The following is a 25,900-nucleotide window of genomic DNA, read 5'->3' on the forward strand; positions in this document are numbered from 1 at the left end:
GACGAACGACTCTCCGCCCTCGAAGACCGCCTCGACGCCGAACTCGCCTGCGGCAGACACCGCGAAATCACCCCCGAACTCGAAATCCTCACCGCAACCGAACCCCTGCGCGAACGCCTCTGCCACCAATTCATGCTCGCCCTCTACCGCAGCGGCCGCCAAGTCGACGCCCTCCGCGTCTACCGCCGCACCCGCGAAGCCCTCGTCGACGGCCTCGGCCTCGAACCCGGCCGCAGCCTCCAAGAACTCCAACAACGCATCCTCGAACACGACGCCAAAATCCAGATCCCCGCACTAACCCACTGACCCACCCCACACCCGGCCACGCGTCCCGGGCGCGGACGCGGGGCGGCGGTCCCCCTGGCGTGCGCGCCGCCGCGACGTCCCCGGACGCGATCAGGCGCAGTGGTTCCCGACGGTCTCGGCGAGACCGTCAGGAGCCACTGCGCCTGATGCGGTACGCGCCGCTGCCCGACCCGGGAGCCGGGCCGGGCGGCGCGGTGTCGCCTACCGGTGGTTCAGCAGCACCGGCAGCGACGCCACGTCGTTCGCCATGAACGAGCGCAGCGGCTGGATCTCGTCCGGCGGCACGGCCAGCGCGAGGCGCGGGAAGCGGGCGAACAGCGCCGGCACCGCCACGGCCGCCTCCAGTCGCGCCAGGCGGGCGCCGGGGCAGAAGTGCGGGCCCGCCCCGAACGCGAGGTGCTCCTTGTTCTCCCGGTCGATGTCGAACACCCCCGGGTTCTCGTGGACGGCCGGGTCGCGGCCGTGCGCCAGGTAGCTGATGAGGATGGCGTCGCCCGCCCGGATGACGACCCCCTCGCCGAGGTCGATGTCCTCCTTCGCCCAGCGCATCGGCAGTGCCGCCACCGGGCAGTGCGCCCGCAGCGCCTCCTCGATCGCGTCCGGCCAGCGGGCCGGGTCGGCCAGCAGGGTCGCCAGCTGGTCGGGGTTGGCGAGCAGCTCGCGGACCGTGTGGTCGATCAGCGTCACGGTCGTCTGGCTGCCGCCGCCGATGAGCAGCAGCAGCATGTCGACCAGCTCCTGCTCGCTGAGCGGCTCCTCGCCCTCCACCCGGGCCGCCATCAGGAAGCTCGTCAGGTCGTCGGACGGCTCGCGGCGCTTGAGGTCGATCAGCGTACGCATGGCGACGTTCATGTCGACGTAGACCGCGGCCGACTCCTCCTCCGGCACGTTGTCGGTGTTGAGCACCACCCGCAGGATGCGCAGCACCTCGGGCCGCAGGTCGTCCGGCACCCCGAAGAGGTCGCAGATCATCCTGGTCGGCAACTGCTGGGAGTACGTGGTGTGCAGGTCGACCGGCTCGTCCGACGGGCGGGTGGCCAGGTCGTCGAGCAGCCGCCCGGCGATGAGTTCCAGGTGCGGACGCATCGCGTCGATCCGCTTCGGCGTCAGCGCCGGCGCCACGAGCTGCCGCAGGCGCTGGTGCTCGCGGCCCTCCGCAGTGGACATGGACTCGACGTCCACCCAGGGCGACAGCCACTTGATCTCGCCGGGGGTGTAGCTGGGCACGTTCTTCTTGACGTTGCGGGAGACCCCGGGGTGGGTCAGCAGGCGCCGGACCACGTCGCCGCGGGTGATCGACCAGGCCAGCATGCCTTCCGGCAGCTCGACGGCCACCGCGGGGCCGGCCGCGCGGAGCTCGTCGATCTGCGCGTACAGGCACTTGCCGCCGCGACTGTCGATCTGGGTGGTGGGGGCAGCGCTGAAGTCGACCATAGTGCGCCTCCTACGATGATGAGGGAACGACAGAAAGGTAACGGTCGATCGGCAACTGTCGAGTAATGGCTTTCTCGCATCCGCCACGAATACGGCTGGACAAAGGCGCAGGTCATTGCGACCGATCGGCAGACCACCCTATCGTCCTTCCCACGACACTCGTCAGGGAGCGGCGATCCCGCCCTACTCGTCGAATTCCGCGGCAAACCATTTCTGTGAACGTGTGTGCGGAGGCAGGGAACATGGACAGGATTCGCCGGATCGGCGTCGTCGGATGCGGGGTCATGGGCGCCGGAGTGGCCGAGACGTGCGCGCGGGCCGGGCTCGACGTGCTCGTCGCGGTGTCGCGACCGGGTTCGGTCGCGCCGGGCCGGGCGCGGCTCACCGCGTCGCTGGACCGCGCGGTGGGCAGGGGCAAGCTGAGCGAGGTGGACCGGGACGCGGCACTGGCCCGGGTGTCCTTCACCGCCGATCTGGCGGACTTCGCCGACCGGCAGCTGGTGATCGAGGCCGCGTCGGAGCAGGAGTCGATCAAGCTCGACGTGTTCGCCACGCTCGACAAGGTCGTCGAGGACGAGGACGCGATCCTCGGCTCGAACACGTCCTCCCTGCCGATCGTGAAGCTCGGCGGCGTCACCGCCAGGCCCGAGCAGGTGGTGGGCATCCACTTCTTCAACCCCGCGCCGGTGCTCCCGCTCGTGGAGGTCGTCGGCTCGGTGCGTACGGACGCGCGGACCGTCGAAAGGGTCGACGCGTTCGTCACCGAGGTGCTCGGCAAGCAGGTCGTCCGCGCCAAGGACCGCGCGGGCTTCGTGGTGAACGCGCTGCTGATCCCGTACCTGCTCTCCGCCGTCCGGATGGTGGAGTCCGGGATGGCGTCGGTGACCGACATCGACAAGGCGATGACGCTCGGCTGCGCCCACCCGATGGGTCCGCTGCGCCTCGTCGACCTGATCGGGCTCGACATCGTGGCCGCGATCAGCGAGTCGCTGTACCGGGAGTTCCGGGAGCCGCACTACTCGCCGCCGCCGCTGCTCGCCCGCATGGTGGCCGGCGGCATGCTCGGCAAGAAGTGCGGCCGGGGTTTCTACGAGTACGGGCGATGAGCACGTACGAGAGGCTGACCAGGCTGCTGGAGTCCCACGGCGCACGATTCCGCCTCATCCCGCACGAACCGCAGGGCGTCACCTCCCCGGCCAGCCTGCTGCGCGGCCATCCGCTGTCCCAGGCGGCCAAGTGCATCGTCGCGCGGGTCAAGCTCGGCAAGAAGGTCAACCGCTTCGTGCTGGCCGTCGTCCCCGGCGACCGGCTGGTCGCGCTCGACGCGGTGCGGCAACTGTGGGACGGCACCTACGTGTCGTTCGCGACCCGCGAGACGGCCGAGGAGCTGTCCGGCTGCGTCAGCGGCACGATCGTCCCGTTCAGCTTCCGCGACGACCTGGAACTCGTGGTGGACCCCCGGCTGCTGGACGAGCCGGAGATCTACTTCAACGCCGCCCGGCTCGACATGTCGATCGCCCTGGACACGCGGGACTACGTACGCCTGGCCGGGCCGAGGATCGCGTACATCGCCGGCACGTCCCTCGCGGAGGTGGGCTGATTCATGGACCTCGTCGACCGTCTGCACCGCGTCCTCGCCGACGCGAAGTACCTGTCCCTGTCCACCGTCTCCCCCGACCGCCGGCCGTGGACGGCGGTGCTGCAGTACGCGTGGCTGCCCGACCCGCTGCGCTTCCTGTTCGGCTCCGCGACCCAGTCCCGGCACAGTCGGCACGTGGCGGCCCGCCCGACGGTGAGCGGGGCGCTCTTCGTCACCGGCGACGGCGGGCTCACCGAGGTCGACGGCGCCCAGTTCACCGGCACCTGCCGGGAGCTGACCGCCGACGAGGTGCGCGCGCACCACGGCACGTTCTACGAGGCCCTGCTGCCGGACGAGACGAGCAGGGCGGAGTACACGTTGCCCGTGTCGGCGCTGCTGCCGCCGGCGGAGCACCGGATCTACCAGGTCTCGGTGGACCGCGTGTGGCTCGTCGACACCAGCACCTGGCTGGAGGACCGGATCGACCGCCGGATCGAGGTGGACCTGCCCTGACGGGCGGTCCACCCCGATCCCGGGGTCACTCGGCCATCGTCGCCCAGAACACCGCCTCGTAGGCGTGCACCATCCGCGCCGCGCGCAGGGCCTCCACCGGGTCGTCGCCCGTCAGGAGGCCGGTCGACACCACCCCGGCGGCCTGCTCCAGCACCTCGTCCGGCGTCTCGGCGAAGTAGCGGAAGTGGGCTACCGCCTCGTCGGAGAACCCGTACCGCGCCTGGAGGGCGTCGGCCATCCGGGCGTAGAAGCCGCCCGACTCCTCGACGTTGACCAGCAGGGCCAGCGGGATCGCCGAGCGCGGCCCGAACACGGCGGTCCGGACGATGAAGGCGGGGTACGCCTGGGCCAGCGGTCGCGGTTCGTGCGCCCGCAGCTCCTTCTCCCCCACACCCACCGCGGCGGCGAACGCCGGCAGCAGGCCCAGCGCCTCCTCCTCGGCGCCCGCCATGGCCAGGAACAGCGGCTCGGGAAAGCGGGCCGCCAGGAACGCGAAGCTGCTCCGGTCGCTGGACACCAGGTGGTACAGCTCGCCGGCCAGGGCGCTCAGTTGGCCGGCCGACACCTCACCGCGCTCCAGCTGCTCCAGGAACCGGTTGGGCGCCAGCTCCAGCGACCGCCGGCCCTGTGCCACCAGCTCTGCCACGTGCTCGTCCACTAGTCACCTCCGAATCGTGCGGTGCAGGTTCGGGCGGGTCGCCGGTCCCGGGGCGGGCTCGGCGATCCACGGCCCCTCGATGGACGCGTCGAGCACGCCCTCTTCCAACCAGGTGAAGCTGCCGCCGAGCACCCGCCGGGCTACCGCGACGTCGTCGCCGTCGGTGTCGGCCCACAGCCGCCGGCTGAGCTCCGCCACCCGCTGGCGGGACTGCCGGCAGAACGCGTCGGCCAGCTCGACCGCGGTGCCGCCGAGCGCCCTGGCGTACACGCAGCTGGCGGTCATCGCGTACAGCTCGGCGGCGACGTCCACGACGCGGCCGAGGAACAGCTGTCGCTGGGCGACCGCCTCGCCCCACCGCTCCCGGCCGTCGGCGAGGTGCCGGGCCAGCTCGGCGCTCGTCGCGTCGGCGAACGACAGGTGCCCGGCCAGGTCGCCGAAGCCGGGCGGCGGCGTGAACGGCGTGGACCGGTCGGCGGGCCCCTCCTCGTCGGCCAGCGCGTCTGTCCCGACGAACACCCGCAGCGCCTCGCTGGAGCCGTCGAAGATCCGGCCGATGCGCAGATCCCGGAACAGCTGCTCGACGGGGACGCCGCGCTCGCCGCGCGCGGCGGCCGACTCCGCGGTCTCGTACCCGCGACCGCCCCGGATCTGCATGAGTTCGTCGACGACCCGCCACGCCTGCTCCGACGCGAACAGCTTCGCGAGCTCGGCCTCCGTGTGCGTGTCCAACTGGCCGGCGTCGGCGTGCCGGCCGGACACCTCGACCATGGCCTCCAGGGCGAAGGCGGTCGCCGCGATGTAGGCGATCTTGCCCGCCACCGCCTCGTGCTCGCCGATCGGCCGGTCCCACTGCACGCGGACGCCCGACCACTCGCGGGCGATCCTGAGGCTCCACTTGGCGGCGGCGGCGCAGACCGCGGGCATCGACAGCCGGCCGGTGTCCTGCGCGGCGAGCGCCACCTGGAGCCCCTGCCCCTCCGGCCCGATCCGGCGGCTCTGCGGCACCACGACGTCGTGCAGCCGGACGACCCCGTTCTCCAGGCCGCGCAGGCCCAGGAAGGAGCTGCGGTGCTCCACGGTGACCCCCGGCGCGTCGGCCTCCACCACGAACGCGGACATGCCGCCCGGGCCGCTCTCCGACGGCGGGACCAGGGCCATCACCACGATCAGGTGGGCGATGGTGCCGTTGGTCGTCCAGAGTTTCACCCCGTCGAGCCGGTAGCCACCGTCGTCGGTGGGGGTGGCGGTGGTGCGCATCCGGAAGGGGTCGTTGCCGATGTCCGGCTCGGTGAGGGCGAAGGCGGAGATCTCGCGTACGCACCTCGGCAGCAGCTCACGCTTCTGCGCGTCGGTGCCGAACAGCCGCAGCGGCTGGATGAGGCCGATCGCCTGGTGCGCGCCGAGCAGCTCACCGAGCGAGGAGTGCGCGCTGCTGACGATCATCAGGGCGCGGTGGTAGCAGACCCCCGACAGGCCGAGCCCGCCGTACTCCCGGGGGAGCTTGATGGCGAACGCGCCGAGGTCGCGCAGGCCGTCGACCACCTCGTCGGGGATCCGGTCCTCGCGCTCGATGAGCCGGCCGTCCACCTTGTCCGTGCAGAACGCGCGCAGCCGCGCGAGGAACGCCTCGGCGTCGGCGTCGAGCGTGGCGTCGGGCAGCGGGTCGAGCAGGTCGACCCGCAGCCTGCCGCGCAGGAGTTCGCTGCCGAAACTCGGTCTGGACATCGTTGCCTCCCCGTCGGCGGGTGCTCAGGTGCGGGACACGGACGGGCCACGTCCGCCCGCCGGGGCGGTGCGGACGTGGTCCGTCGTCGACTCGGTCAGCTCGCCGGCACGGCCTTGATCAGCGAGAGGGGGCCCGCGGCGCCGTGGCCGCACCACTCGACGGTGAAGCCGGTCTCGGCGAGCAGGGCCCGGAACTCGCTCTCGGTCCGCTCCCGGCCGCCGGCGGTCACCAGCATGTTGATGTCCGTGTAGAACATCACCGGGTTGTCGGTGTTCGCGGTGTCCGGCAGCACGGATCCGACGATCAGCAGCGTCGCGTCGGCGGGCAGGTTCGCGCGCACCGTGGCCAGCAGCTTCCGGGCGTTCTCGTCGTCCCAGTCCTGGAAGACGCTCTTGATGATGTACAGGTCGCCGCCGTCCGGCACGGACGAGAAGAAGTCGCCCGCGACGATCTCGCAGCGCTCGGAGACCCCGGCGGCGGCGAGCACGCCGGCGGCCTCGGCCACCCCCGCGGCGCTGTCGAAGCACACTCCCCGCAGGTGCGGGTGGGTGCCGAGGATCGCGGCCAGCAGCGTCCCGTCGCCGCCGCCGACGTCCACCACGGTACGGACGCCGGAGTAGTCGTACCCGTCGGCGACAAGCTGGGCGGATGCCCTCGACTCCTGCCCCATCGCCACGTTGAACAGCCTGGACAGCTCGGGGTGCTCGGCGAGGTGCACGTAGGCGTTCTTGCCGTGCACGTGGTCGAAGGCGCACTCGCCGGTCTCGATGGAGTGCCGCACCTGCTGCCAGGACGAGAACAGCGTGGGGTTGGTGAAGAACCGGGTGAACGCCCACAGCGAGTTCGGCGAGTCGGTGCGCAGCTGCTCGCCCACCTCGGTCAGCCGGAACTCGCCCGGCGTCGGCTCGGCCAGCAGGCCGATGGCCACGAGGGTGCGCAGCAGCCGGTGCAGCGACGGCGCGTGGGTGCCCGTCGCCTCGGCGAGCTGCGCGCTCGTGACGCGGCCGTCGTGGATGTGGTCGGCGAGCTTCAGCTCGGCGGCGAGCGCGAGCGACTGTGACGCCATGTAGCCGCCGATGATCTCGATCAGCGCGGCGCGGTTGCGGATCTTGGAGGCCAGGGCGGCCGGGACGGTGCTGGTCATCGGTCATGCCTTTCCGCGAGGGGGTGTCGGACCCAGACGTTGGGCTCGACGTAGACGGCGTGGTCGTGCTCGACGTTCACCGCGACCGGGGTCAGGGCACCCGGCACGACGACCGGTCCGCTGGTGTCGAAGGGCAGCCCGGTCCAGGCGCGCCACTGCGCGAGGCTGCCGGAGATCGTCATGGAGGCCGGGCAGACCTGGAGGACCTGCCCGCCCGCCCGGACGTGGACGCGCAGCCACGGGTCGACCGGCAGCCCGTCGTCGCGGGTCCGCGCGGCGTACCCCGTCATCGGCGCGTGCGGCTCGGCGTGCTTGCCGCTGGGCCGGACGGGCCCCACGACGTCGCGGTAGCCGTGTCGGCGGGCGTTGTCCTTGACCGCCGCCAGGATGCGCCCCGACATGTTGCGGGCCTGCATGCCCGGCACCACGGCTATCTCCAGCGCGCACAGCGCGGTGAGTTCGCGGCCGGCGGCGGTGTCGAGCATGCTCATCCCCAGCACCGCGTCCCAGCCGGTGTCGGGCAGGCTCGCCGGGGCGCCGTCCCAGGCGAACGGCACGCTGGCCGCGCGGGCGATCACCGTGTCGTCGGCGTCGAGCACGACGAGCTGGTGCTCGGGGTACCGGTCGAGGGCCCAGCCGATCACCATCGGCTCGGGCGGGATGTACTCGGGCCAGGACGCCTCCATCTGGAGCATCCCGTCCCGCAGGTCCGGTCGCTCCGCGAGCGTCAGCACGCGCATGCGGGTCACCTCCGTCGCTCAGGCGGCCAGGCTGCGCGCGGGCAGCGGGTCCGCGGGCATGGCGCAGTGGTCGTCGGCGTGCCTGCGCAGCAGCGCCAGGTATTCGGTACGGGGCACCGCGACCGCGCCGATGAGCTTCGCGTGGTCGCCGTCGTGCTGGACGTCGACCGCCACGCCGCCGCTGTCCGCGACGCGCCGCACCAGGCACGCGACCGCGACCTTCGCGGCGCCGCTGCGCAGGGCGAACTGGGAGTCGGCGCTGAACACGCCACCCACCCGTACGCCGAACGTGCCGCCGACCAGCTCGTCGCCCTCCCACACCTCGACGCTGTGGGCGTGGCCGGCCGCGTGCAGCTCGCGCAGCGTCGACACGAGCCGGTCGGTCAGCCACCGGGGCTCGCGGCCCACGCGGCAGTGCTGGACCACCCGGTCGAAGCAGACGTCGAGCGTCGTCGTCCACTCGACCTTGTTGCGCAGCTGCCGCCGCAGGCTGCGCTGGATGCGGGCCCGGTCGACGTGGATCACCGGACGGGGGTCGGGCGAGCACCAGGCCACGGCGTACGGGTCGGCGCTGCCGGCGAGCACCGCGATCCGCCCGGCGGCGACGTCCGCCTCGTAGGTGAACTCGGCGACGATCTTGCGCTCCTCGGTGTCGGCCGGGAACGGGAACAGTCCGTGCCGGTAGGCGCCGAGGAGCGTCGCCGCAGACAGGTCGTCGCCGAACGCGACCGGACCCTCGGTGGGGGCGTGGGTGAGGTCGAGCGTCTCCCAGCCCATCACGCGGCCCGCAGGAACTCGGTGCGGGTCAGGTAGCCGATGTAGCGGTCGAGCATCTCGGCGTCGACCGCCGGGATCTCGATGCCGCTGCCGCGCAACGCGTCCTCCACGTTGGTGCGGGAGAAGACCGGGAACGTCGTCTCCAGGTACATCTCCGCGACGCTCATCTGGCCCGTCGCGCAGCGGTCGATGAACAGCGGCGCGAAGGGGGTCATCGGGTGGTCGGGCTGTTCGACCGCGACCCGCACCATCTCGTCGAGCCACTCGGCCCAGGGCACCTCGCGGATGTCGTGCCCGTGCGCCCGCAGGCGCTCGACCAGCACCGAGATGTTGACCTTCCCGGGGTTGGTGAGGTGGTAGACCTCGCCGGCGGGCCGGGACGCCCTGGCGATGTGCGCGACCGCGGCGGCGAAGACGTCGACCGGCGTGTAGTCCAGCGGCAGCTCCGCGACCGGGGCGGTGCCGGTGTCCACCACGAACTTCTTCATCGCGCACATCTCGGTGGCGATGTTCCACGCGCCGTTGACCCGGTCGCCGGAGATGTCGGCGGCCCGGTAGATCGCCACCGGCAGCCCCTGCTCCGCCGCCCGGTGCAGCAGCGCCTCGGCCACCCACTTGCTCTCCACGTATCCGACGGAGAGGTGGTCGGCGTGCGCCAGGGGGGTGTCCTCGTCGACGTGCCGGACGCCGGCGGTGCCGAAGCCCGCGACGACCGCCATGGTCGAGGTGTAGTGGATCGGGACGTTGCGGTGCCGCGCGGCCATCCGGATGATCTCGCGGGTGCCGTCGACGTTCGCCGGCCGCATGTGCGAGTACGGGTAGATGAAGTTGACGGTCCCGCCGGGGTGGTGGATGACGTCGACCGTGCGCGCCAGCTCGTCGAAGGCCGCCTCGGAGAGGCCGAGCCCGGGTGCCGCGAGGTCGCCGGGGACGGCGACGATCCGGCCCGCCGCCTGGTGACCGGCGAGGTCCTCGCCGAAGTAGTGCCGCGCGTTGGCCTGGATGCGGGCCAGGCCCTGCTCCGGCCCGTCGGCGCGCACCAGGCAGTGCACCACGGCGTCCGTGCTGGTCAGCAGCTCCCGCAGCAGGTAGATGCCCAGGAAGCCGGTGGCGCCGGTGAGGAACACGTGGCGCGGGTCCTGCCAGCGCGGCTCGTCGGGCACGTCGCGCCGGATCTCCACGTCCAGCTGCGTCTCGGCGGCGAAGTCGACCGGCTTGCGGGTGTCGTCGCCGGCGAGCGTGCCGGCCCGGGCGTCGCGCACCGCCCGCGCCAGGCCGCGCGGCGTCGCGTCCTCCAGCAGCAGCCGGATCAGCGGGCGTACCTGGGTGATGAGCACGCCGAAGGAGCCGCGGATCTTCGCGAGCAGCTCGGCGGCGAGGATCGAGTTGCCGCCCTGCGCGAAGAAGTTGTCGTCCGGCAGCACCCGGGGCACGCCGAGCACCTGCCCCCAGAGCCGGGCCACGCCGCGCTCCACCAGGTCGACGGGTGTGTCGTCCACGCTCTCGGTGGCGACCGCCGTGGCCTGCGGCGCGGGCAGCGCGGCCAGGTCGACCTTGCCGTTCGTCTTCAGCGGCAGCTCGTCGAGGGCGACGAACGCCGTCGGCACCATGTAGTCGGGCAGGTAGCGGCCGACGAACTCGCGCAGCTCCGCGACGTCCAGGGGCCGCGGACCGGTGTGGTACGCGACCAGGCGCCGCTGGCCGTCGTGCTCGTACGTGGTGACGGCGACCGTGTCGACGCCCTCGTGCGCCGCCAGCGTCGCCTCGATCTCGCCGGGCTCCACCCGGAAGCCGCGGATCTTGACCTGCCGGTCGATGCGCCCGACCACCTCGAGGTTGCCCTCGGCGGTCCAGGCGCCCAGGTCACCGGTCCGGTACATCCGCGCGCCGGGCTCCGCCGCGAACGGGTCCGCCTGGAAGCGGCCGGCATCGTCCTCGGTCAGGTAGCCGCGCGCCACGCCGCGACCGCCGATGTGGATCTCACCGCGCTCGCCGGGGGCGACCGGTCGGCCGCCCTCGTCGAGGACGTACACGACGGTGCCGGGCAGCGGCCGGCCGACCGGGGCCGCGCCGCGGGCGGGCAGCACGTCGGCGGTCAGCTCCATCAGGCAGGAGGTGATCGTGGTCTCCGTGAGCCCGTAGGCGTTGACCAGCCGCACCCCGGGCATCAGCTCCAGCGCCGTGCGGCAGTCCTCCGCGTTGACCGCCTCGCCGCCCACGATCACCAGCCGGACCGGCAGGTCACCGGATCCCGCGCCGACCTCGGCGAGGAAGCGGCGCCAGTACGCGGGGGTCAGGTCCATCACGGTGACCCCGTGGTGCCGCAGCCGCTCCGGCAGTTCGCTGGGCGCCCAGCTCAGCTCGGGCAGCACGAGCGTCGCGCCGCCGAGCAGCGCGACCGTGATCTGCTCGATGGAGGTGTCGAAGGAGAGCGCGCCGAACTGCAACACCTGGTCGTCGGGGGTGACGCCGTAGCGGCCGGCCAGTTCCCCGCACAGGTAGCTCAGCGAGTCGTGGTTCACGACCACGCCCTTCGGCGCACCCGTGGAGCCCGACGTGTAGATGACGTAGGCGGCGTCCCCGCCGCCCACCGTCACGGCGGGGGCGGTCGCGACGCCGTCCGCGACGCTCGCGGTGAGCGCCGTGACCGGCAGGTCGGCGAAGCGCGCCACGTCACGCTCGTGGGTGATGACGGTGGTGCAGTCGGTCTCCTTCACGAACGCCTCGACGCGGCCGTCCGGCAGCCCCGGATCCACGGGCAGGTAGGCCGCGCCGGCCTTCCAGGCGGCGAGCAGGCCGACGACGGCGTCGATGGAGCGTTCCAGGTGGACCATGACCACGGAGTCCGCGCCGACGCCCTTATCGACGAGGTGGCGGGCCAGGCCGTTGGCCCGGCGCTCCAGGTCCGCGTAGCTGATGTGCGCGTCGCCCTGCACGATCGCGGTCCGGTCGGGCTGCGACGCCGCGCGGACGGCGATGAGTTCGTGGACACGCGGTTGCGTACGGATGTTCATGTGTTCCCTCGGGTGTGAGCACGGTCGTACCCGTGGATTACCTGCCGCTGACCCAACGAAATTCGATACGGGCGACATTACTGCCTGACGGCGGTTCCCCCGACTACCAGAATGAGCACGCACCCGAATTGGCACTACTCATCAGGGTAGTCCTTTCGACACGGTCACCCCTTCGTCGAATTCAGCGTGAACGGCGCCGAAAAATGCGATGTCGCGGTGTTGCCCGGAATGCCCGGCCCGCCCCTACGCCGCGGAGGAGACCGGCACGTGCCGGACGAGTTCCGCCCGCGAGGAGATGCCCAGCCGGCGGAACAGGGCGCGCAGGTGGTAGTTGACGGTGTGCGGCGACAGCCGCACCCGGGTCGCGATCTGCCGGTTGGTCATGCCCTCGGCGACGAGTCGCGCGATGGCCCGCTCGACGCCGCTGAACGACTCCCACGCGCCGCCGGCGTCCGGGCGGTGCTCCCGGGCGACGGGCGCGGAGCGCAGCCCGGCCCGCCGTCGCAGGTCGGCGGGGGTCGCGGGCTCCGCCGCGGGGTCGGCGGCGCGGGGCGCACCGGTCACGGCCCGGCGCCGGCGCAGGCGGTCGCGGTCGGCGCGGAGCGCCTGCCGCACGGCGGGCGGGAGGGCGTCGAGCACGGCCCACCACACCAGCTCGTGCCGGAAGGCGAGGTCGTCGCCCGCCCAGTCGAGCAGGCCGGCGTCGAGCAGCGCGTCCAGGTCCGGCAGCATCTGGGCGGTGTTCCGCCCGGTCATCGCCGCCAGCTCCGCCAGCTGACAGGACCGGCCGAGCACGGCGGCCACCCGCAGCAGCTGCCAGGATCCGGTCGGCGCGCCGCGCAGCATGGCCCGGACCGCCTCCTGGACCCGCTTCGGCGTCCGCGTCCGCCCGGGCCCGTCGGTGACGCCCTCGACGCGGACCCCCTCGAGCAGCGCGGCCAGCAGCGGGGGGTTCCCCTCCGCGGTGGCGACGGGCGCGCGTACGGCCGGCTCCGCCACGACACCCGGCGGGTCGGCGACGAGCCGACCCACGGCCTCCCCGGACAGCAGGCGGCCCGCCTCGGCGAGCGTCCCGACCAGCTGCGGCAAGTGCTCGTCCTCGTACGCCATAAGACAATCGTGCCTGTAAATGTCTGCTGCCCTCAACATTGCCTTACCAGCAGATGCGTCGAGCAATTACCCGCACGTGGGGGAAGCGGGACCGCAGCGACTTCCCGACGGGTGACCCGGGATTGCTCCGATCAATGTAACGAGGTCGCGGAAGAGCCATGCAGTCGTGGAACACCCGACGGCACACCAATGCCTCCGGCAACTGTCGGCGGCTGAGCCGGTGGCACGGTCCGCCGTCGACCCCGGCCCTGCCCTCCTGGCCACCGCCACCCCGCGCCCGGCCTCCTTCGACATCCCGTCGCCAGGATCTTTGCGGGAACCATCCGGCGTGACGGTGCGACTATCAGATGACGCGGCGGGTGTCGGCCTGCGGGCGGTACGGAGAAGGGGCTGGGTTCATGCTCGCTGGGGTACGACAGGGCGCGACCATCGGCGGTGTGGTGGCGGCCATGGTGCTGGCGCTGCCGGAGGCCGCCTGGGCTCACGGCGTGGGCGGATCGAGCGAGACTGTCGGCGGGTTCGTGTGGTTGGGCACGAAGCACATGCTCGCCGGCTGGGATCACCTGCTGTTCGTCGGCGGCATCCTGCTCCTGGCCGGCGAGATGCGGCGGGCGGCCAAGCTGATCTCGCTGTTCGCGCTCGGGCACAGCGTCACCCTGTTCACTGCCACCGTCGCCGACTGGCACGTCAACCCGGTCCTGGTCGACATCATGGTCGCGTTGAGCCTGGTGTTCGTCGGTGTGGTCGGCCTGCGCGGCAGGCCGAAGGACTGGGCCTGGCTCGCCGCCGCGGTGCTTGCCTTCGGTCTCGCACACGGTCTGGGCCTGTCCACCCGGTTGCAGGAGATGGGCCTGCCCTCGGACGGGCTGATCCCCCGGGTACTGGCCTTCAATCTGGGCGTCGAGATCGGGCAGCTCATCGCGGTCGTGGCCATGTTCATGATCGGCGACGTGCTGCGTCACCACCTGCCCCGCCTGCGCGATGTCCGGCTGTCCCACGCCACGCTGATCGCCGCCGGCGTCATCGCCGCCGCAGTACTGGTCATCACCTCCGGTCCTGACGCGCTGCGGCCGATCCAGGCGGCCAGCGACCCAGAAAGCAGCTGCGAGGTCCGCAATCGCACCGAGACGTTCCCCGGCGGCGGCGGACACCCGGTCAAGAGCTTCTTCGAACCGGGCGAGACCGTGCCGGCCACGTCGTTCGGGCACGTCATCGGCGACGGATACGTCATCGTCACCTACCGGCCCGACCTGCCCGCCGACCAGCTCGCCCAGGTGCGAGCCTTCGTCACCGACCCCGCGGTCGGCCGGGTCGTCGGCGGCTCCGCCACGGACCAGAGCGAAGCGGTCAAGGCCGTGCACGCCTACCGCACGGTCGCCTGCGACATCGTCGACGTCGACGCGGTCCGCCAGTTCACCCGCGAGTGGTTCGCCGACCCCCGCTCCAAGCCCGTCGAGTAGTGCCCTGACCCGGCACGGTCAGTCGCGCTCGGGGATGCCCGCCACCCGCGGCGACGCGGCGTGCACGACGTCGGTCACCAGCTGACACGCCTGCCCTCCCCGGGCGCCGCACCACGCGCGCCGGTCGTCGCGCCGCACCGCATCCGCAACATCTCGGTTGCTGCCTCGGCCTGGCTATCGACAGGGATGCGTTGTTGCAGGTCACTGGCACCTGCAACATTGTCGCGTGCTTACATGAGCACATATGATCGCCGCCGTCGGATAGACCGTCATGCGTAAGCGACGTCGCGTCCCACACCCCTGCCGGTGAGGGCCTCTCGCATCGCGCCGGGTGCCGACGAGCACTGGATCCCCGTTCCTGACCGACCCCCCACCCACCAAGGGGACAGCGATGCTGGACGTACTCCGCCATCGGGCCTACCGCCGTCTGTTCACCGCCCAGGTCATCGCCCTGCTCGGCACCGGCCTGGCCACCGTGGCCCTCGCCCTGCTGGCCTACCGTCTCGCCGGACCGAGCGCGGGCGCGGTCCTCGGCACCGCGCTGGGGATCAAGATGACCGCCAACGTCATCGTCGCCCCGGTAGCTTCCGCGCTGCTCGCCCGTCTGCCCCGTCGCGCGGTCCTGGTCGCCCTGGACCTGGTCCGCGCGGGGGTCGCGGTCCTACTACCGTGGGTGGACCAGATCTGGCAGATCTACCTACTGGTGTTCGTCCTACAGGCGGCCGCAGCCGCATTCACCCCGGCCTTCCAGGCCACCATCACGGACCTGCTGCCCGACGAGGACGACTACACCCACGCCCTGTCGCTGTCCCGGCTGGCCTACGACCTCGAGATGCTGCTCAGCCCCGCCCTGGCTGCCGCTGCTCTGACCCTGCTCAGCTTCGACGACCTGTTCCTGGGCACCGCCGCCGGGTTCACCGCCTCCGCGCTGCTGGTCACCTGCACCCTGATACCTCACCCCCGCCCCGCCCACCACGGCGGCAGCCTGTACCGCCGCACCACTCTCGGCGTGCGGCGGTACCTGGGGGTGCCCCGCCTGCGCGGTCTGCTTGCATTGCACCTGGCCGTAGCCGCCGCCGGAGCGATGGTGCTGGTCAACACCGTCATCGCGGTCCGCCACGACCTCGGACGAGACGAATCCGATGTAGCCGTGGCCCTGGGCGCCTACGGCACCGGCTCGCTACTGGTCGCCCTCGCCCTACCCACCCTGCTGCGCCACCACGCCGACCGGCTGCTCATGCTCGTCGGCAGCGCCACGGGTGCCGTCATCCTCCTCGCCACCACCACCGTTTCCGCCGGCGCGGGTGCCTGGCGCTGGCCCGCCCTGCTCACCGCGTGGGCACTGCTCGGCGGCGCAGGATCCTTGGTCCTCACCCCCAGCGGCCGCCTGCTGCGCCGCAGCGCCGACGACGGCCATCGCCCCGCCATGTTCGCCGCCGACTACGCCCTGTCCCACGCCTGTTGGCTACTCACCTACCCACTGGCCGGTTGGCTCGCCGCGACTGCCGGAACCACCTGGGCTCTCGTGGCGCTCAGCGCACTCGCCGCCACGGCCACCGCACTGGCCGCCCATTCCTGGCCCACCCACGACCCCGACGAACTCGAACACGAACACCGTGGCCTGGACGGCGGTCACGAGCACCTCCGCGACGCGCAACCCGTCGGCGCGGGTGGCTCCTGGCGCCACACCCACCGCTACCACCTGGATGACCACCACCCCACCTGGCCCGGCTGACCAGCGGATGTGGGCCTGGTGACACCCCGGCACGGGGCCGGCGGGCGTCGACCGGGAACGCGGCGACGGCTGTCAGAGGGAGCGCACCGCGCCCGGCACGGTGAACTCGATCGTCTCGCGGGCGACCTCGCGCTCCACCACGGTCACCGGGCCGCGCGCCCGCAGCGCCTCGACCACCCCCGTGACCAGTCTGGGCGGGGCCGACGCGCCGGCGGTGACCCCGACCGTGGTGACACCCGCCAGCCACTCCGGCAGGATGTCCGCCGCGTCCTCGATGAGGTGGGCGGGCCGGCCCGCGCGGCGGGCCAGCTCGACGAGCCGTTGCGTGTTCGCCGAGTTGGTCGAGCCGACCACGAGCACGAGGTCGGACTCCTCGGCGACCGTACGCAGCGCCGCCTGCCGGTTGGTCGAGGCGTAGCAGATGTCGGCCGAGGACGGCCCGCGCAGCGCCGGGAAGCGTCGGCGCAGCACGTCGAGCACCTCGGCGGTCTCGTCCACGGCGAGCGTGGTCTGGGTCAGGTAGGACACCCGGTCCGGGTCGGGCACCTCGACCGTGTGCGCGTCCTGGAGCGACTGCACGAGGAGCATCCGGTCCGGCGCCTCCCCGAGGGTGCCCTCGGTCTCCTCGTGCCCCGCGTGCCCGACGAGGAGGACGGTGTCCCCGCGGTCGGCGTACCGGCGCGCCTCCGTGTGCACCTTCGCCACCAGCGGGCACGTCGCGTCGAACACCTCCAGGCCGAGCCGGGCGGCCTCGGCGCGCACCACGGGCGACACCCCGTGCGCCGAGAACACCACCGTCGCGCCCTCGGGCACCTCGTCGAGCTCCTCGACGAAGACGGCGCCGCGCGACTCCAGGTCGGCGACGACGTGTGCGTTGTGGACGATCTGTTTGCGGACGTACACCGGGCTGCCCCGACTGGCGAGCGCACGCTCGACGATCTCGATCGCACGCTCGACACCGGCGCAGAACGCACGCGGTGCCGCGAGCAGTACCGTTACGGACTCGGCTTCGGACATCGCGCACTCCTTCCCACGCATCTCCGCAGTATCGAGCCGCATCCTCGCAATCCGGTGGGGTTCCGGTGGAGCACCAGCGACGACGCCCTGCGCCGAGCGTGCCGGGGGCGGCGGGCCCGCGACGTCGTGCGCACGGTCCGTCGCCGACCCGCGCCACACGGTCGGCGCGCGCTCCGGCAGCCGTACGCCTCCGGCGCCACCGCCCCCGACGGAGCCCGAACCTAGCGGGCGGCTTCCGTGGCCGCCCCGCCCTCCGCGGCGAGCGCCCGGCGGAGGCTGAGCGGCCGCATGTCCGTCCACGTGCGCTCGATGTGGTCCAGGCACTCCTGCCTGGTCCCCGTCCGGCCGGCGTCGCGCCAGCCCGCCGGCGTCTCACGGTCCACCGGCCAGATCGAGTACTGCTCCTCGTCGTTCACGACCACCCGGAACGCGACGTCGTCTTCCTGAGTCACCGGCACACCCTTCACCTGAGGAGCTGGACCACGGCGCGTCGGAGCACCGCGCCCTCTGCAGCGGGGTCGCGAGCCCGGGCAGGCGTCCGGCCGGCCCCACCCGTCGGACCGCGACGATACGACGGGTGCCGCCGGTGGCGCCAGCGCCCCTCCGCCGCGCTCTGAAGCGGCGTCGGGGTCTCGGACCGCAGGCGGGTCAAGCCATCCTCGTCCCGGTCGCTACTCGGCGGCGTGTCCGCTATCCGTCGACCCGGTAGGCGGCGAGGACCGTCTCGGAGATCAGGCGCGGGGCGTCCGCCCGGTCCACCTGCCCGCTGGCCACGTCGACGGCGGCGCCCTTCATGATGTGGTGCAGGGCGCTGGTCAGCCAGCTGGCCGGGAGGTCGGTCCGGAACACCCCTTCGTCCTGACCCCGGCGGATCAACTGGTCGACGCGCCGCGCCGGCTCGGCGTGCAGCTCGTGCACGCGTTCGGGCGGCAGCGACGCCTGCGCCGCCTCCAGGACGGCGCTCGACTGTGCGATCAGCAGCCAGCTCGACCGGATCAGGACGCGCAGCGCGTCCCGCGGGTCGCCGGTCAGGTCGAGGCCCGCCAGCAGTTCCTCCCCCTCGGCCAGCACCCGGGTCAGCGCGGCCTCGACCAGGGCGTCGCGGGACGGGAAGTGACCGTAGAGGGTCACCCGGCCCACCCTCGCCGCCTGCGCGATCTCGCTGACGCTGGCGTCGGGGTCACGGCTCAGGCAGCTCACCGCCGCCTCCAGGATCCTCTCCACGTTGTGCTGGGCGTCGGCTCGACGGGTCGGCTTGGCGAGTGGGCGAGTCATGGAACTTCCCCTAAGTCGAACAGGCGTGCATGAGTTAATGTGTCTCCGTAACTTGAACACTACCGTTCAACTTGGCGGAGGAGCCTGGCAGCCATGGCGGAACCTGTGACCGCAACCGAAAGCACCGCGCCCGCGAGCCCGCACCCGCAGCGCTGGCGGATCCTGGGCCTCGTCGGCATCGCCCAGCTGATGCTGATCCTGGACGTCACCGTCGTCGCGATCGCCCTGCCGCACATGGGGGCGGACCTGGGGATGGAGCGGGAAGCCCTCACGTGGGTGGTGAGTGGCTACACCCTCACCTTCGGCGGCCTGCTGCTGCTCGGCGGGCGCGCCGCGGACCTGTTCGGCGCCCGCCGCCTCGTCCTCGCCGGGCTCCTGCTGTTCAGCGCCGCGTCCCTGACGGCGGGGCTGGCGACCAGCGGTCCCATGCTGCTGGGCGGTCGCATCGGGCAGGGCCTCGCGGCGGCGATCCTCTCCCCCGCCGCCCTGTCCCTGGTCGTCACGATCTTCGACGGCGACGAGCGCAACAAGGCGCTCGGCATCTGGTCGGCGCTCGGCGGCGGCGGCGCCGCGCTGGGCGTCCTCCTCGGCGGCCTGCTGACCGCCGGGCCGGGCTGGCCCTGGGTGTTCTTCGTCAACGTGCCCGTCGGGATCATCCTGCTGCTGGCCCTCCGGATGCAGCTTCCGCGCCAGGCGCCCACCGGCGCGACGGCCCGGCTCGACGTGCCCGGCGCGGTGCTGGTGACGGCGGCCACCGGATCGCTGATCTACGCTCTGATCCGGGCCGGCGACGTCGGCTGGGGCAACCCGACGATCCTGCTGCTGCTGGTGGCCGCCGTGCTCCTCTACGCCGCGTTCGTCGTCCGCCAGCGCCTCGCCGCGAGCCCGCTGATGGACGTACGGCTCCTGCTCCGCCGGCCGGTGGTGGTCGGGGCGGTGCTGATCCTCGTCGCGACCGCGCTGATGATCACCGTCTTCTTCCTGGGCACGTTCTACCTCCAGAACCACCAGGGCTACGGCGCCCTGCGCACCGGGCTGCTCTTCCTGCCCGTGGCGATCGCGACCATGCTCGGCGCGAACGCCGCCGGCCGCATCATGGGCCGGATCGGGGCGCGCACCCTCGGCGTCCTGGGGCTGCTCGTAGCGGCGGCCGGCATGGCGGTCCCCGCCGTCGTCGACGGGACCCTGGCCCTCGTGGTCGGGGTGGGCGTCGCCGCCGCCGGCACGGGCGTCATCTTCGTCGTGGCCTCCGCCGTCGCGCTCGGTCAGGTCGCGCCGCACGAGGCCGGTCTCGCGTCCGGCATCGTCAGCACCTTCCACGAGTTCGGTGCCTCGCTGGGCGCCGCCGTCGTGTCGAGCATGGCCGCGGCCAGCATCGCGGGCACCAGCACCGCCGGCTTCTCCCGCGGCTTCACCACCGGCGCCGTCATCGCCCTCGCCGCCGCCGTCGTGGCCTTCGTCCTCACCCCTCGGCCGGCCCACTGACCCCGATCCGGTGGTCGGTGGGGGCCCGCCCACCGACCACCGGGTCGGACACAACGTCACGCCCGGGGAACGCTGACGAGGCCGAGCGCCATCGAGGCCAGCACGAGGGCCGTCAGCGACCAGAGCACCGGGGGACCGAACACGCCGCCGAGCCGGCCGAGATAGCCCACCGCCAGCGACACGGAGAATGTGCCGCCACAGAGGAACCACCTCCCGGCGTCGACGGGTCGTCGCCACCGCCGCCGCGCGAAGCCCGGCATGCGACGGGTCAGCAGCAGGCGGACACCGTAGCCGGCCAGGGCCAGCCCGATGACGCCCGACAACACGTGCCACCAGTCCCGGAAGTCCACGGCCGGTCTTCACCCCAAGGCGGGGCCGCGTTCACCGACGCACCCGCGGGGCGATCCAGGCGCCGATGCTGTCACCGTGGCACTGGTTGACGTTGGTGGTGCTGACCCGGAGGGACACCTGGGTGGCGGCGCTGACGTCCACCTTGACCGGGCGGACCTTCCCAAGGCCGGCCGTGGTGGTGAAGACCTCCTTGCGGTCGGAGAGCACGGTGAACCGGAGGGCCCCGCCTCCCGGGGAGTCGTCGGCGATGCCCACGGCCGCCTCCAGGACCCGGAACTGCCGGCTCACCACGAACGTGACCGTGTAGTGGTCGTTCAACCAGCACGGCGACGCCGTCAGCACCGAGTCGTGCGGCTTCCCGGCCACGACCACCGGCTCCTGCTCCCAGCCCTCGAAGTCGTCGACCTCGGGCATCTCGACCAGCGGGACCACGTCGGCCTGGGGTGACGGCGAAGCGGTGACCGCGGGCGACACGGGTGTCGGGGTAGGACCCGTCCCGATGGCCGCTGCGGGCGTGGTGGGCTGGGGCTGCCCGGTGGACGGGGTGCCCTGGACCGGCGACGCGGCACCGCTGCCGCCTGGGTCGCGGGTCAGCTCCAGCACAACGGGAATGGCCGCCGCCACCACCGTGGCCACGGCGGCGATGACCGCACCGACGATGGCGGGATGGGACGAGCGACGCCGCCTCGGGATAGACACGGCCCGATTATGGCAGCGCCACGCACGGCGGATCGGCCCTTCGGCGGCGCACGGGGATCCGCCGTACGGTGGCCGCAAAGGCCGGTACGGATGTGCGGTAGCACACGCCAGGCGGATCCCGCCACCGGTTGAGTGTCCGGACAGGCCCCTCCGGTCGAGTCACGGGATGATCGGAAGCACGTCGTCGTCGTGTCCGGTCTGGGACAGTCCGGCGGCCACGGCGATGGCCCCGACGGCATCCTCCAACGTGGTGGTCTCCGGGAGGACCAGTTCGTCGGGCCACCCCAGCACGTCGTGAGCGGCATACCATCCGCTCATCTGCGCGGCGGTGAACTCGCCGGCCTGCGGGCGCGTCAGGTGCCGGCGCAGCGTCTCGGGCAGGGACACGTCGAGGTAGACGAACAGCGACCGCCCCAGATGACCGTCCCGGAGCGCCGTCAGCATGGCGCGGTAACGGCTGGTGTGCAAAATGCCCTCCAGCACCACGTGGTAGCCGTGGTCGAGCGCGAACCGGACGGTCTGTTCGATCAACGCCGGGGCCGCCCCACCGGGCTTGTCCCGCTCGCGCAGCACGACGCGGCGCAGGTAGTCCTGCTCGATCAACGCACAGCCCCGGCCGTGCCGACGCCGCAGCTGCCGGGCGATGCTGCTCTTGCCGGATCCGGAGTTGCCTCGGACGCAGACGAGAATCGTACCCGGGCTGCCTGTCGGCACGGCGTCAGCGGCCACGCTGCCTCCCTCGCAGTCAGTCGTTGGGTACGGTCAGGCCCAGGGCGTCCACGGCCAGCCGGGTGAGATCGGGAAGCTGATGCTCGGCGAGGGTGACCCCAGACAGGTTCTCGAGTGGCGTCTTGAGCCCGTGGATCCGGCTGCCCCGCAGGTCGGCACCGTCGAGTTTGCACGAGTCCAACTCCAGGCCGGCGAGGTCGCAGGACCGCAGCGCGATGCGCGGCAGTCGGCAGGTGGACCAGGTGCCGTGGGTGAGGGTGCAGTCGGTGAAGGCGACCGAGCCGGCGGCGGAGACCCGCCGGAAGGTGGCGTAGTCGAAGCGGCAGCCGTCGAACAGCACGTCCTTGAGGCGTACCCCAGTGAGCCTGGCGCCGGTGAACCGCGAGCCGGTGAAGGCGCACCGTTCGACGGTGAGGCCGGTCAGGGTGGCACCGGAGAAGTCGGTGCGGGTGATCTCGCAGCCGTAGATGCTCCCGGCTTCCCAGGTGCTCCCACTGAGATCTCCACCGGAGATCCGACTGCCTCGGATGCTGTTGTCATCCAGCTGCGCACCGCGCCACGATGCGCCCTCGACGAGAGCTTCGGTGAGGTTGTCGGCCAGGTCGGTCACGCTGTCGAGGTCGCCCGGGTCGAGATCCGGCAGCAGGATCCTCACGTCGCCGATTGTCGTGGTGCGCATGTGTCCTCAACTGTCCGGCCGCGGCGTGGGCACGCCACCATGAGTTCGATCGTGTGGCCACCGTGACGGCCCGGTCCAGACCGTGGTCGCGGTGACTCGCGCATGACGGGCCGGGCTCGCCAGCGACAGCAGGGACGGGTCACCTGCCGGTGCAGCAGACCCATGTCCTGGACCGGTGAAGCTGATGCGAGCCGTTGAAGTAGATGCGCTGGCCCAGTGAGGCTGATTCCCGGCTCAGCAGGTCTGATGCGGCCTCGCCTCTAAGTTCTCGATATGAAGCCCCTCGCTGGCTCGTGCGAAAGTGACGCGGTGACGCTAGGAGAGAGCGTCTGCCCCCTGCCAACGGTCACCACCTCGGCAGCAGGCTGCTGCTCGTTTGGCTCACCGTGCTGTTCTAGCGGCATGTTGGGGTCAGTCTCGCCTGACGGGCTACCACTCCCGCTGCCATTCGAGGCGGCCCGGCATGCATCACCCGAGGTTCATCCCCGCGCCGGACACGTACCGCACGTCCTCCTCAACCATCTCCTTAGGGGAGTGCCCCTCAACGGCATGTTGCTGCAGGCCTGCCGGCTCACACCCAACCGCGGTATCCGGCGTGGACGCCGGCTTGGAATCGGCTGGCGGCGCCTAGCCGCTCGGTGAGGGATGTCATCAGGCGCTGGACGCCCCTTAGAGAGATCGCGAGCTTGCGGGCCGCCGATTCGTCGGTGTGGCCGGCCGCGAGTAGTCGTAGCAGCTCGCGTTCCTGTGGAGTGAGACCGTGCTCGTCGAGCGCTATCTGCTCACCAAAGGGTGTCGCGATGCGCCAGACCTGTTCGAACAGCGCGACGAGTCCGGCGACGACTCCGGGACTGTGCAGTTCCAACGCTCCTCGCCGTGGATTGTCCGGATCGATGGGCACGAGCGCCGTTTCGCGATCCACGATGACCAAGCGCATTGGCAGCGTGGGTGTGGTGCGCGACTGAGCGCCGAGGCTCGCCATCCATCGGGCGTGCGCGAGGGTGGCTGGGTCGTTGCGGAAGCTGTCCTGATAGACGTTGCGGATGCGGACATCCCGCTGCAACGCGAGCTGGTTAAGCGGCCCCTCGGCCTCTATCGTGTCCGGGCTCTGCCCGCGGCCGGTGGTGAAGGACAGGCACTCGGTGCGGGCTGTGTGGGCAAGCTCGGCCAGGCGTTCCCGTACGGTATCGATCCCCTCAAGGATCCGACTTTCCCCTACCTGGTTGTGATCGTCATGCGCAGTGGCGATGGCGGCGATGGCAGCCCTGGTGGCCTCCACCTGCCGTTGCCGGACGGCGACCTCTGTTTCCACTTTGGCCAGTAGCGCCATCAGCCCTGCCTGGGGCCGCACGACCCGGGCGTGGTCACCATGGGGATCCAGCCGGATCAGAGCGAGATCCGCTAGCAGGTCCAGCGCTTCGCGCACCTGGTCGGGCGAGACGGCCAGATACTCGGCCAGGCCGGCGACGTTCAGGTCGGAGCGTTGCAGCATCGCTCGGTAAACCATTTCATGCTGCGCCGATAGCCCCAGCAGGTCAAACATCGCCCCTCCCCGAGTAATGCCAGCGACGAGCATTCTGCCGTGCGGCGATCCTTTGTGTGGCCCCACATCGGTGCTGGCGTGATTCCGCCGGGCGGGCTCGCGCCAGGTCAGACCTGGTGACAACGCCCGCCGAGCCCGCGATGCTCATTTCAGCGAGGCGAGAAACACCGCAAAGCCAAGCAAACCCACCATCGAAGACGGATGCCGCTCCACGGGGGAAAAGATCGATATGTGCATACTTATTACTAATCATCGGCGTCTGATCATGGTCGCGTCCCTCGCGCTGGCTGTCGCCGTCGCACTGGTCGCCGACCAGGAGGCGTTGACGGCGCTGGCTGAAGGGTTCGGCTGGGGCGGCCCCGTGTCGAATCCTCCAGCGACCTCCGTGGTGGCCGAAGGGTTCGGCTGGGGCGCTCCGGTCCCGGTACACCCGGGGATGTGAGCGTGATGGTGGCGGCGCACATCCGCATCGCACCGCTCGACTCCACGACCCCCATCGACCCGTCGGTGCTGCGAGACCTGATCTACGCCCAGACCGCGCCGGGGAACGGGGTGGAGCACATCCGCGTCCGCGCCGGCCCGCATGGCGCCGACATCCTGGCATTCATCGATGGCGATGACCCCAAGGAAGCCACCGACACCCTGCACCGCATCGTCGATATGACGATCACCAGCACGCCATTGCTCCGCCCATGGCGAATCATCTAGCGGCTCAACCTCAACTTCTGAAATCGCTCAAACCGTCAATCCTTTGAGACGCCGTCCATAGACATCAGCGGCCAGCCCAACACATTCCGAAAACGATCACGACTCTTGAAAGGCAGGAGAACATGTTGATTCGACGACTTACCACCGTGGCGCTCGGCGTCACCCTTGCCGCTGGCCTCGGCCTCACCGCCGGCGTCGGCACCGCAATGACGAGCGTCCCGCAAGCAGCACACGCCGCATCCAGCGTGGGCGGCCAGATCAGCCGAGACGAAATCCTCAGCCGCGCCCAGTACTGGTATGACAACCGCTCCAACATCCCCTACAGCCAGAGCGGCTGGCACCACGACCAGTTTGGCAAGGATTACCGCACGGACTGCTCGGGGTTCGTCTCCATGGCCTGGCACCTTTCAACGTCGGCATGGACCGGCAACATCGGCCAGGTCTCAACCCAGATCAGCAAGAGCGACCTTCAACCCGGCGACGCCCTGAACTCCCCCACCGAGCACGTCATCCTCTTCAAGCGCTGGATCAACCAGTCGACTGGCACATTCGAGTACTACGCCTTCGGGTCAACCCCAGTGAAGATCGCGACTGAAACCCTCACCGGCGGCTCCGATGGCCTCATCGACTCACACCCCGCAAGCGACTACATCGCACTCCGCTACAAAAACGTCATCGGCAGTGGCGAGCCGTTTATCCCGGATCCCTGGATCGCCGACGCGACCGGGGACGGCTTCCACGACCTGATGGCTACCAAGACCGACGGCTCTATGTGGATGTTCTCCAACAACATCAATCGCGACGCCGGAGCGCCGTACGGAGACGTGCGTCAGATCGGCAGCGGCTGGGGCAACTACGATCGCGTCATCAACGCCGACGCGACCGGGGACGGCTTTGCCGACCTGCTCGGCGTCAAGTCCGACGGCACCATGTGGCTGTTCTCCAACAACATCACCCGCGACGCCGGAGCGCCGTACGGAGACGTGCGCCAGGTCGGCAGCGGCTGGAACAACTACACCCGGATCATCCCGGCCGACGCCAACGGAGACGGCTTCACCGACCTGCTCGGCGTCAAGTCCGACGGCACCATGTGGCTGTTCTCCAACAACATCACCCGCGACGCCGGAGCGCCGTACGGAGACGTGCGCCAGGTCGGCAGCGGCTGGAACAACTACACCCGGATCATCCCGGCCGACGCCAACGGAGACGGCTTCA

Annotated in this window: 26 protein-coding genes; 10 read left to right on the plus strand and 16 right to left on the minus strand. The window is 71.4% G+C overall.

The genetic code is table 11. The features are described from left to right. Window positions 1-306, plus strand: a 306-nt coding sequence (locus AB0G13_RS15030; protein WP_357874064.1) for an AfsR/SARP family transcriptional regulator, incomplete at its 5' end; no start/stop codon positions are given. A gap of 201 nt (window positions 307-507) precedes the next feature. On the opposite strand, the gene AB0G13_RS15035 is transcribed toward AB0G13_RS15030, so the two are convergent. After that, window positions 508-1,740, minus strand: coding sequence for a cytochrome P450 (locus AB0G13_RS15035; RefSeq protein ID WP_357874066.1), 1,233 nt, complete (start codon window positions 1,738-1,740; stop codon window positions 508-510). A 242-nt stretch (window positions 1,741-1,982) separates the two neighbouring features. Between AB0G13_RS15035 and AB0G13_RS15040 the strand changes: the two genes are divergently transcribed. From AB0G13_RS15040 to AB0G13_RS15050, 3 genes are read left to right on the plus strand one after another with little or no spacing between them, the layout of a single operon-like run. Further along, window positions 1,983-2,846 carry a 3-hydroxybutyryl-CoA dehydrogenase gene (locus AB0G13_RS15040; protein ID WP_357874069.1) on the plus strand — a complete coding sequence of 288 codons (864 nt, stop codon included), beginning with the start codon at window positions 1,983-1,985 and terminating at the stop codon, window positions 2,844-2,846. After that, window positions 2,843-3,340, plus strand: a complete 498-nt coding sequence (locus AB0G13_RS15045) for a YbaK/EbsC family protein (protein WP_357874072.1) — start codon at window positions 2,843-2,845, stop codon at window positions 3,338-3,340. The genes AB0G13_RS15040 and AB0G13_RS15045 overlap by 4 nt, the downstream gene beginning before the upstream one ends. A 3-nt stretch (window positions 3,341-3,343) precedes the next feature. Continuing rightward, window positions 3,344-3,832 carry a pyridoxamine 5'-phosphate oxidase family protein gene (locus AB0G13_RS15050; protein ID WP_357874075.1) on the plus strand — a complete coding sequence of 163 codons (489 nt, stop codon included), beginning with the start codon at window positions 3,344-3,346 and terminating at the stop codon, window positions 3,830-3,832. 25 nt (window positions 3,833-3,857) lie between these two features. Here AB0G13_RS15050 and AB0G13_RS15055 read toward each other — a convergent pair whose 3' ends face one another. The 7 genes from AB0G13_RS15055 to AB0G13_RS15085 form a co-directional block, all read right to left on the minus strand. Continuing rightward, entirely contained in the window at window positions 3,858-4,490 is a 633-nt protein-coding gene (locus tag AB0G13_RS15055) for a hypothetical protein (RefSeq protein ID WP_357874078.1), read from the minus strand. Between the two features lie 3 nt (window positions 4,491-4,493). Beyond that, entirely contained in the window at window positions 4,494-6,218 is a 1,725-nt protein-coding gene (locus tag AB0G13_RS15060; RefSeq protein ID WP_357874081.1) for an acyl-CoA dehydrogenase family protein, read from the minus strand. A gap of 95 nt (window positions 6,219-6,313) precedes the next feature. Continuing rightward, entirely contained in the window at window positions 6,314-7,363 is a 1,050-nt protein-coding gene (locus AB0G13_RS15065) for a methyltransferase (protein ID WP_357874083.1), read from the minus strand. After that, complete coding sequence (locus tag AB0G13_RS15070; RefSeq protein ID WP_357874086.1) at window positions 7,360-8,103, minus strand: N-acetyltransferase; 744 nt, start codon at window positions 8,101-8,103, stop codon at window positions 7,360-7,362. Before AB0G13_RS15070 ends, AB0G13_RS15065 begins: the two co-directional genes overlap by 4 nt. Window positions 8,104-8,121: 18 nt before the next feature. Beyond that, on the minus strand, window positions 8,122-8,880 hold the full coding sequence (locus AB0G13_RS15075; protein ID WP_357874088.1) for a hypothetical protein: 759 nt from the start codon (window positions 8,878-8,880) through the stop codon (window positions 8,122-8,124). After that, the gene (locus tag AB0G13_RS15080; RefSeq protein WP_357874091.1) at window positions 8,880-11,894 is read right to left on the minus strand and encodes an amino acid adenylation domain-containing protein; all 3,015 of its coding nucleotides are present in this window, start codon (window positions 11,892-11,894) and stop codon (window positions 8,880-8,882) included. The genes AB0G13_RS15075 and AB0G13_RS15080 overlap by 1 nt, the downstream gene beginning before the upstream one ends. Before the next feature lie 243 nt (window positions 11,895-12,137). After that, window positions 12,138-13,004 (minus strand): helix-turn-helix transcriptional regulator, encoded by an 867-nt coding sequence (locus AB0G13_RS15085; protein ID WP_357874094.1) that lies wholly within the window; start codon window positions 13,002-13,004, stop codon window positions 12,138-12,140. A gap of 398 nt (window positions 13,005-13,402) precedes the next feature. Between AB0G13_RS15085 and AB0G13_RS15090 the strand changes: the two genes are divergently transcribed. Together AB0G13_RS15090 and AB0G13_RS15095 are read left to right on the plus strand one after the other, a co-directional pair. Continuing rightward, window positions 13,403-14,464, plus strand: a complete 1,062-nt coding sequence (locus AB0G13_RS15090) for a HupE/UreJ family protein (RefSeq protein ID WP_357874097.1) — start codon at window positions 13,403-13,405, stop codon at window positions 14,462-14,464. A 391-nt stretch (window positions 14,465-14,855) separates the two neighbouring features. Beyond that, the gene (locus tag AB0G13_RS15095; protein ID WP_357874100.1) at window positions 14,856-16,199 is read left to right on the plus strand and encodes an MFS transporter; all 1,344 of its coding nucleotides are present in this window, start codon (window positions 14,856-14,858) and stop codon (window positions 16,197-16,199) included. A 72-nt stretch (window positions 16,200-16,271) separates the two neighbouring features. Here AB0G13_RS15095 and ispH read toward each other — a convergent pair whose 3' ends face one another. From ispH to AB0G13_RS15110, 3 genes are all read right to left on the minus strand, one after another. Beyond that, complete coding sequence (gene ispH, locus AB0G13_RS15100) at window positions 16,272-17,216, minus strand: 4-hydroxy-3-methylbut-2-enyl diphosphate reductase (protein WP_357874103.1); 945 nt, start codon at window positions 17,214-17,216, stop codon at window positions 16,272-16,274. A gap of 221 nt (window positions 17,217-17,437) precedes the next feature. After that, entirely contained in the window at window positions 17,438-17,668 is a 231-nt protein-coding gene (locus AB0G13_RS15105) for an MbtH family protein (RefSeq protein WP_357874106.1), read from the minus strand. 238 nt (window positions 17,669-17,906) lie between these two features. Then, window positions 17,907-18,491, minus strand: a complete 585-nt coding sequence (locus AB0G13_RS15110) for a TetR/AcrR family transcriptional regulator (RefSeq protein WP_357874109.1) — start codon at window positions 18,489-18,491, stop codon at window positions 17,907-17,909. 105 nt (window positions 18,492-18,596) lie between these two features. Between AB0G13_RS15110 and AB0G13_RS15115 the strand changes: the two genes are divergently transcribed. Further along, window positions 18,597-19,976: an MFS transporter gene (locus tag AB0G13_RS15115; protein ID WP_357874112.1), complete on the plus strand. Its 1,380-nt coding sequence runs from the start codon at window positions 18,597-18,599 to the stop codon at window positions 19,974-19,976. Window positions 19,977-20,032: 56 nt separating this feature from the next. Here AB0G13_RS15115 and AB0G13_RS15120 read toward each other — a convergent pair whose 3' ends face one another. The 5 genes from AB0G13_RS15120 to AB0G13_RS15140 all read right to left on the minus strand — a co-directional run bounded on the left by AB0G13_RS15120 (window position 20,033) and on the right by AB0G13_RS15140 (window position 23,977). Next, on the minus strand, window positions 20,033-20,326 hold the full coding sequence (locus AB0G13_RS15120) for a hypothetical protein (RefSeq protein WP_357874115.1): 294 nt from the start codon (window positions 20,324-20,326) through the stop codon (window positions 20,033-20,035). Window positions 20,327-20,357: 31 nt separating this feature from the next. Next, the gene (locus tag AB0G13_RS15125) at window positions 20,358-21,026 is read right to left on the minus strand and encodes an NPCBM/NEW2 domain-containing protein (RefSeq protein ID WP_357874118.1); all 669 of its coding nucleotides are present in this window, start codon (window positions 21,024-21,026) and stop codon (window positions 20,358-20,360) included. Between the two features lie 159 nt (window positions 21,027-21,185). Beyond that, on the minus strand, window positions 21,186-21,755 hold the full coding sequence (locus tag AB0G13_RS15130; RefSeq protein ID WP_357874121.1) for a kinase: 570 nt from the start codon (window positions 21,753-21,755) through the stop codon (window positions 21,186-21,188). A gap of 16 nt (window positions 21,756-21,771) precedes the next feature. After that, window positions 21,772-22,434: a pentapeptide repeat-containing protein gene (locus AB0G13_RS15135; RefSeq protein WP_357874123.1), complete on the minus strand. Its 663-nt coding sequence runs from the start codon at window positions 22,432-22,434 to the stop codon at window positions 21,772-21,774. 571 nt (window positions 22,435-23,005) lie between these two features. Next, window positions 23,006-23,977 (minus strand): LuxR C-terminal-related transcriptional regulator, encoded by a 972-nt coding sequence (locus AB0G13_RS15140; protein WP_357874126.1) that lies wholly within the window; start codon window positions 23,975-23,977, stop codon window positions 23,006-23,008. 265 nt (window positions 23,978-24,242) lie between these two features. Between AB0G13_RS15140 and AB0G13_RS15145 the strand changes: the two genes are divergently transcribed. The 3 genes from AB0G13_RS15145 to AB0G13_RS15155 form a co-directional block, all read left to right on the plus strand. Next, window positions 24,243-24,419, plus strand: a complete 177-nt coding sequence (locus tag AB0G13_RS15145; protein ID WP_357874129.1) for a hypothetical protein — start codon at window positions 24,243-24,245, stop codon at window positions 24,417-24,419. A gap of 5 nt (window positions 24,420-24,424) precedes the next feature. Beyond that, window positions 24,425-24,685 carry a hypothetical protein gene (locus AB0G13_RS15150; protein WP_357874242.1) on the plus strand — a complete coding sequence of 87 codons (261 nt, stop codon included), beginning with the start codon at window positions 24,425-24,427 and terminating at the stop codon, window positions 24,683-24,685. Between the two features lie 146 nt (window positions 24,686-24,831). Then, the coding region (locus AB0G13_RS15155) for a tachylectin-related carbohydrate-binding protein (protein WP_357874132.1) at window positions 24,832-25,900 on the plus strand (1,069 nt) is incomplete at its 3' end.

The sequence above is a fragment of the Micromonospora sp. NPDC023633 genome (assembly GCF_040640035.1).
Lineage (GTDB): Bacteria > Actinomycetota > Actinomycetes > Mycobacteriales > Micromonosporaceae > Micromonospora.